Here is a 6,869-nt window from a genome sequence, read left to right as displayed (position 1 = left end):
GCACTCCCTCGCGCCTGACCGACCTCCGCCCCCCGACGCCGTCTCCCGCACCGATCTCCTCGGCCATCCGCACCACTCCCCCGCCGGCGGCGACCGAGGCCAGCAGCTCGGGGTCCAGGTCGGCGCTCGTGAGGATGAGGTCCACCTCGTCGACGTCGCACACCCGGGCAGTGCCGTACTTGAGGAACTTGGAGGCGTCGGTGACGGCCACGGAGTACTTCGCCGAGGCCATGATCCGGCGTTTGATGCGGGCGTCGGACGGCGTGGCCGCCGAGATGCCGTCGTGGGCGGAGACCCCGTTGCAGCCGATGAATCCGACGGCGGCGATCACCCGCTCGAGGATGAGCTCGGAGTACGGCCCGCCGAGCGAGTGCTGCTTGGGGTGCACCGTGCCCCCGGTGACCACCACCGTGATGCGCGGCGCCGCTGCCTCCAGTGCGAGCGCGATGTTGAGCGCCGGCGTGTACACGGTCACCTCGTCGAGCTCGGGCCGTGCTGCGAGCGCCGTCGCCACCGCCATGCATGTGCTGCCACCGTCGAGGATGACGGCGCTGCCCGGCTCGACGAGCTCGGCGGCCGCGGCCCCGACGGCGGCCTTCTCCTTCGGGTAGGAGCCGAGCCGCACCTCGAAGGACAGCTCGCGGTCCTCCTGGGCGGCGATCATCGCCCCGCCGCGGACCCGCCGCACGAGCCCGTCGGCGGCGAGCCGGTCGAGGTCGCTGCGCACGGTGACGACCGAGACCCCGAACCGGTCGGCCAGTGCCTGCACGCTGACGAACTCCTGGGCGCGGATGAGGCTGAACATGCTCTGCCGGCGGCTCGCCGTGCTCATCCGCTGCTCCACGGTGCTCCTCCGTCAGACGTCGACACTCCCAGGTTTACTCAACCTCATGGCGACGTGTGTCGGCGAACCTGTGACGGTCGCCACGCACGGTCCGGCACGTCCGACGGGAGCAGCGGACCGGCAGCGGGAACCGTCAGTAGCCCTCGTACCAGTCGGGCGCGACCGCGGCGGCGACCTCCTCCACGGCCGGCACCTCCCGCCAGGGCCGACCGAACCGCCGGACGATCCCGCCGAGCTCGCGCAGCCGGCCGACCGCCTCCTCGACGGTCTCGGTGTCCCCCGCCTGGTGGGCGCGTACGGCGTCGCCCCAGATCGCCCTGCCTGCCATGAACCCCGACGCCCCGGCCCGGGAGGCGAGCTCGACCTGCTCGGCGAAGACGTCGTACGGCACGCTGCCGGACAGGAGCACCCAGGGCGTCCCGCCCGTCGCCGCGTCGAGCTCGGCGAGCGCGTCCGGCGCCCGCTCCCGGCCCGCGGCCGAGGAGAGGTCGACGGGGAACTCCGACTTGAGCACGTCGATGCCCGCTCGGGTGAACACCTCGGCAGCCCGGAGGAGGATCTCGGTGCGGTCCCCGTCCCCGCCGTCGGGTCCGGGGTACCACAGCGGCTCGACGATGAGGGCGATGTCGTGCCGCGCACACTCCGCCACGAGCTCGTCGTTGACCCGGAGGATCTCCGCGGCGTTCGGGGCGTCGGGGCGCCACCAGAAGACCATCTTGACGGCGTCGGCCCCCATCCGCTTCGCCTTCTCCACGCTCCACCCCGGACGCAGCTCGCTCGTCGCCGCGAACCGGCCGTCCGGCGTGTAGGACAGCCGCTCGACACTCGCGATGAGCCCGACAGTGCGCGGGAGCACCCCGGCGTGCACGCTCTGCGCCGCCGACCACATCGGGTCGAGGAGGAAGGCGCTGGCGTACGGGGCGAAGCGGGCGACGAGCCCGAGCTTGCTCCGGCTCACGTCCGCCGCCGGTACCTCCTGCCACGCGGGGTTGAGCATGGCGAGGTAGTTCTCCGGGTGGTCGATCGCGAGGACGACGAAGTGGCCGTCCTCGTCGGTGACGCGCGTGAGGCCGCGCACCTTGCCGGGGTTGGACAACAGGCTGGTCATGGACAGGTCTCCTTCTCTGGCGGACAGGACGGCGCGCCGTCCGGGCTCACCCGGCGCGCACCTCGGGCACCGGGTCGTACGTGGTCGTGACGTGCCGACGCGCGGCACGCCGGGCGGCGTCGGCGACCTCGTCGACGCTGCCCGCGGTCGCCAGCGCCGAGACGAACCCGGCGGAGAACGCGTCACCTGCCCCGGTGGTGCGGGCCGGGTCGGGCACCGGCTCGCAGCCGTACCAGCGCCGCATCCCCCAGAACGAGCCGGGGAGCCGGTCGAGCAGCGGCGGCAGGGAGCCGGGGCGCTCGGCGGTGGCGACGGCGAACCCCGCCGTCCCCGCGGTGACGGCCACGCAGCGCACGCCCGCCGCGACGAGTGCGTCCGCCGCCGCGAGCGCCGCCTCGGGGGTGGTCGGTCCGGTCTCCCGGGTGAGCGAGCGCAGGTCGTCGAGGCTCGGGGTGAGGACGTCGACGTGAGGCAGCACCCGGCCCATCCACGCAGACCACGTCACCCCGCCGGCGCTGCCGCGCGGGTCGACGACGACGAGGTCGAGCGACGTCGTCACCCCCTCCTCACGCGCGCGTTCGAGGAGGTCGGCCAGCGGTCCGCCGTCGTCGGGGAGGAGGGCCGGCAGCAGCGGCGGGTACCCGGTGTGGAGCAGGTCGACGCCGGTGAAGTCCAGGCCGCTGCCGTCGAAGGCGGCGTTCGCGCCGAGGTGGTGCCAGAAGGCGCGGTCCACGCCCGGCGCCTCGGTCACGACGGTGTAGGAGGTGCTCCCCGCGGCCTCCCGCAGGCCGCCCACCGGCAGGCCGCGGGCGGCGAGCGCCTCCCGGAGCAGCTCCCCGAGGAAGTCGCCGCCGACGCAGGCGGCGATCGCGACGTCGTGCCCGAGCCCGGCCAGCGTCGTCGCCGTGTTCGACACGCACCCGCCCGGGGCGTGGTCGAGCGGCCCCGCCTCCACCAGTCGGCCCGGCGCGAGGGTGGGCCAGGCGTCGAACCGGGGGAAGAGGTCGTAGGAGATGTGCCCGGCCACGAGGTAGCGCGTCATCGGCTCACCTGGTGTACCGGTTCTTCAGGCTGTCGATCGCCACCGCGAGGATGATGACGGCGCCCTGGACCATGAGCTGGGTGAAGAACGCGATGTTCATGAGGATCATCCCGTTGGTCAGCACACCCATGATGAACGCCCCGACCAGCGTGCCGACCACCCGCCCGCGCCCGCCCATGAGGCTCGTCCCGCCGAGGACGACGGCCGCGATGGCCTGCAGCTCGTACCCCTGCCCCGCGGTCGGCTGGCCCGACTCGACGCGCGCGGAGAACATCACCCCGGCGAGCCCCGCCGTGATGCCGGCGATGACGTACGCGGAGGCGATCACCCGGCGGATCTTGATGCCCGCCATGAGCGCGGCCTCCGGGTTGCCCCCGACGGCGTAGACGTGGCGCCCGTAGCGGGTGCGCTCCAGCACGAACCACAGCACCGCGTAGGTGATGAGCATGAGCCAGATGGGGATCGGCACGGCGGCGAAGTTGCCGCCGCCGAGCATCCGGAACCCCAGGTCACCCTCGGCGATGAGCGGTTTGCCGTCGGTCAGCGCGTAGGCGGCGCCGCGTAAGGACGTCAGGGTGCCGAGCGTGACGATGAAGGCGGCGAGCGAGAGGTAGGCGACGAGCACCCCGTTGAGCAGCCCCGCGACCGCCCCGACGAGCACGCTGAGCAGCACGCACAGCACCGGCGGGAGCCCGGCATTCCACAGCAGCACCGACGTCACGCCGCAGACCGCGAGGATCGACCCGACCGACAGGTCGATGCCCGCGGTGAGGATGACCACGGTCATGCCGGCCGCGAGGATTGCGGTGATCGACGTCGCGCGCGCGATGTTGAACGCGTTGGACAGGCTGGTGAAGTTCGGTGCGATGAACGCCATGAGGAGGACGAGGAGGATGAGGACCAGGGCGATGCCCCAGGTGCCCCACAGCTCCAGCGCCCGCCTCAGCAGCCGTGCGCCGGCGGTGGGCGGCACCTCGGCCGCCGGGCCGGTGGTCGCGGGTTGTTGTTGCAGCTCGGCCATCCGTCACTCCCTCACCACTCCGGTGGCGTACCTCATGACCTCCTCCTCCGTGGCCCGCTCACCGGCGAGCTCCTTGACCACGCGCCCGTCACGGACGACGAGCAGCCGGTCGGAGATGCCGAGCGCCTCGGGAAGGTCGGAGGAGACGATGAGCACGGCCATCCCCTGCTCGGCCTGCTCGTTGATGATCCGGTAGATCTCCTGCTTGGCCCCAACGTCGACGCCGCGGGTGGGCTCGTCGAGGATGAGCACCCGCGGGTTGGTCGCGAGCCAGCGGGAGAGCACGACCTTCTGCTGGTTCCCGCCGGACAGCGTGCGCACCTCCTGCCGTGGGCTGCGCAGCCGGATCCCGAACCGCGCGATCGACTGCCTCGCGGCGTCCTGGATGCGGCGCCGGGCCAGCACCCCCGCCCGGGTGTGCTGGTCGAGCGAGGCGATGGTGATGTTGTCGGTGACGTCCATGGCAGGGAAGAGCGCCTGCTCCTTGCGGCTCTCCGGGACCATCCCGACGCTGAAGGAGATCGCGTCGCCCGGTGAGGCGATGTCGGCGGGCCGGCCGTCGACGAGGATGGTGCCGGAGGCGCGCTGGTCGGCCCCGTAGATCGTGCGGGCGATCTCGCTGCGGCCCGCGCCGATGAGCCCGACGAGGCCGACCACCTCCCCCGCCCGCACCTGGAAGGTCACCGGGCCGACGCCGTTCCCGGCGCCGACGAGGTCCGCGACCTCGAGGACGACGTCGCCGGCCCGCCGGTTCTCCCGCACGTAGAGCGTGTCGACCTTGCGGCCGATCATCCGGCTGACGACCTCCTCCTGGGTGAGCTCACCGCGCGCCGAGGTACCGACGAGGTGGCCGTCGCGCAGCACCGTCACCCGGTCCGCGAGCCGCCACACCTCGTCGAGCCGGTGGGAGATGTAGACCATCGCGATGCCCTCGTCGCGCATCCGTTCGAGGACCTCGAAGAGCCGGTGGGCCTCGGTGTCGGAGAGCGAGGCGGTGGGCTCGTCGAGGACGAGGATGCGCGCGTGCTGGGCGACGGCGCGGGCGATCTCGACCATCTGCTGGCGCCCGACGGAGAGCTTGCGCATGAGCGTGCGGGGGTCGATCCCGCCGCCGACGACGGCGAGCTTCTCCTCGGCCTCGGCGCGCAGACGCTTGCGGTCGAGGACGACGCCGCGCACCGGCTCGCGGCCCAGCGCGAGGTTCTCCGCGACGGTCATCTCCGGGACGGTGCTCAGCTCCTGGTGGATCATCGCCACCCCGGCGGCGATGGCGTCGCCGGGGGTGGCGAAGACCTTGTGCTCGCCGCCGATGACGATGGCCCCGGAGTCGGGTGCGTGGACGCCGCCGAGCACCTTCATCAGGGTCGACTTGCCCGCCCCGTTCTCGCCCATGAGCGCGTGGATCTCCCCGGCCCGCAGGTCGAAGTCCACGCCGGAGAGCACGCGTGTGCCGGCGAACGACTTCGTGATGCCCTGCAGCTGGAGGATCGGCTCGTGCGTGGTCATCGCCCTACCTCACGGTTGCTGCCGCTCACCAGCCGTCGTACTCGGCGAGGTTGTCCCGGGTGAGCATCTCGGTGGGGACGAGCACCGTCTCCTCCTCGAGCTCCTCGCCGTTGAACAGGCTCGCGGCCATCTCCAGCGCGATGGAGCCCTGGGTGTTCGGGTCCTGCTTGGCCGTCCCGGCGAACATCGAGTCCGGCTTCTCGAGCTCGGCGACGGCCTCCGGTGAGGCGTCGACGCCGACGATGACGAGGTCGTCGTAGCCCGCCTGCTGCGCGGCCAGCGTGGCCCCGAGCGCGGTGGGGTCGTTGATCCCGAAGATGCCGACGACGTCGGGGTTCGCGGTGAGCATGTCCGCGGTGATGGCGAGCGCCTCGGAGCGTCCGTTGTCCCCGTTCTGGTGGGCGACGACCTCGACGTCCGGGTGCTCCTCGAGCACTCGCTGGCAGCCCTCCACCCGGTGCTGGACCGAGGTGATCGGTGTGCCGTCGACGAGGAGGATGGGGCCGGAGCCGCCGATCTGCTCGATGAGGTACTCGCAGGCGATCTCGCCGGCCTGCCGGTTGTCCAGCGTGACCGTGGCCATCGCCCCGGGGGCCTCGACGTCGACGGCGACGACGACGATGCCGGCGTCGATCGCGCGCTGCACCGCGGGACCGATGCCCTCGGAGTCGACGGCGTTGAGGATGATCGCGTCGACCCCCTGCTGGATGAACGTGTCGATCTGGTCGTTCTGGGCGTTGAGGTCCTGGCGCCCGTCCTGGGTGTTGACCTCCACGCCCATCTCCTCGGCCTGCGCCTTGAGGCCCTCCTCCATGGCGAGGAAGAACGGGTTGGACAGGTCCTGGACCATGAACCCGATGAGGTCGAACTCGCCGTCACCCATCGTGCCCTCGGCCTCGTCCGCCGGCTCGGTGCCGGGGTCGCCCTCGCTGCAGGCGGCCAGCGCGGTGACGAGGGTGGCCGCGGCGATGGCGACGACCTTCGTGGACTTTCGCATGTCGACTCCTGTGTCCTGTTCCGGGTCCGGAGCCGCGATGCTCCGGGGTGGGAAGGCGGGGACTCACGCTCCCCCGCTGGTCGTGCAGGGGTAGGGAAGGAGCGTCGCTTCGCTGGTCCCCCTTTCGCTTCAGCAAGCGACTGCAAGGCTGCCGACGGGGAGCGTGCGCGTTCACACTCTCGCGGCGCCGCCCTTGTGAGGCGGGACACGTCGACTTTAGGGAGGCCGATGCGTTGTCGTCAATAGAGATACCTGGCTTTCTCTTTCGAAACCGCTCGTCGACCCGCACGGGCGCTGCCCCTCGGCCCGGCCGACGTGCCGAGCGCGCGAGGTGGCACCATGCGGGGATGA

At 72.1% G+C, this 6,869-nt stretch carries 6 protein-coding genes; all 6 read right to left on the bottom strand.

What is annotated here, in order from left to right; translation table 11 throughout:
- Positions 1-832 (bottom strand): DeoR/GlpR family DNA-binding transcription regulator (locus Q0195_RS07485; protein ID WP_299276582.1); only part of this gene is annotated, 832 nt, incomplete at its 3' end.
- Positions 833-977: 145 nt separating this feature from the next.
- Entirely contained in the window at positions 978-1,952 is a 975-nt protein-coding gene (locus tag Q0195_RS07480) for a tagatose 1,6-diphosphate aldolase (protein WP_299276579.1), read from the bottom strand.
- A gap of 46 nt (positions 1,953-1,998) precedes the next feature.
- Positions 1,999-2,994: a PfkB family carbohydrate kinase gene (locus Q0195_RS07475; protein WP_299276577.1), complete on the bottom strand. Its 996-nt coding sequence runs from the start codon at positions 2,992-2,994 to the stop codon at positions 1,999-2,001.
- 4 nt (positions 2,995-2,998) lie between these two features.
- Entirely contained in the window at positions 2,999-4,015 is a 1,017-nt protein-coding gene (locus Q0195_RS07470) for an ABC transporter permease (RefSeq protein WP_299276574.1), read from the bottom strand.
- Positions 4,016-4,018: 3 nt separating this feature from the next.
- A complete protein-coding gene (locus tag Q0195_RS07465; RefSeq protein WP_299276572.1) occupies positions 4,019-5,521 on the bottom strand; it encodes a sugar ABC transporter ATP-binding protein in 1,503 nt (500 codons plus the stop codon).
- A 25-nt stretch (positions 5,522-5,546) separates the two neighbouring features.
- The gene (locus Q0195_RS07460) at positions 5,547-6,518 is read right to left on the bottom strand and encodes an ABC transporter substrate-binding protein (protein WP_299276570.1); all 972 of its coding nucleotides are present in this window, start codon (positions 6,516-6,518) and stop codon (positions 5,547-5,549) included.
- Positions 6,519-6,869 lie beyond the last annotated feature (351 nt).

Source organism: uncultured Georgenia sp., from assembly GCF_937958535.1.
GTDB lineage: Bacteria > Actinomycetota > Actinomycetes > Actinomycetales > Actinomycetaceae > Oceanitalea.
The sequence above is the reverse complement of the archived record's forward strand: the minus strand, read 5'-3'. Positions and strand labels throughout refer to the sequence as shown.

Coding starts and splice junctions, on each gene's coding strand:
- Q0195_RS07480 (WP_299276579.1), bottom strand. CDS start 1,952: ATGACCAGCCTGTTGTCCAACCCCGGCAAGGTGCGCGGCCTCACGCGC.
- Q0195_RS07475 (WP_299276577.1), bottom strand. CDS start 2,994: ATGACGCGCTACCTCGTGGCCGGGCACATCTCCTACGACCTCTTCCCC.
- Q0195_RS07470 (WP_299276574.1), bottom strand. CDS start 4,015: ATGGCCGAGCTGCAACAACAACCCGCGACCACCGGCCCGGCGGCCGAG.
- Q0195_RS07465 (WP_299276572.1), bottom strand. CDS start 5,521: ATGACCACGCACGAGCCGATCCTCCAGCTGCAGGGCATCACGAAGTCG.
- Q0195_RS07460 (WP_299276570.1), bottom strand. CDS start 6,518: ATGCGAAAGTCCACGAAGGTCGTCGCCATCGCCGCGGCCACCCTCGTC.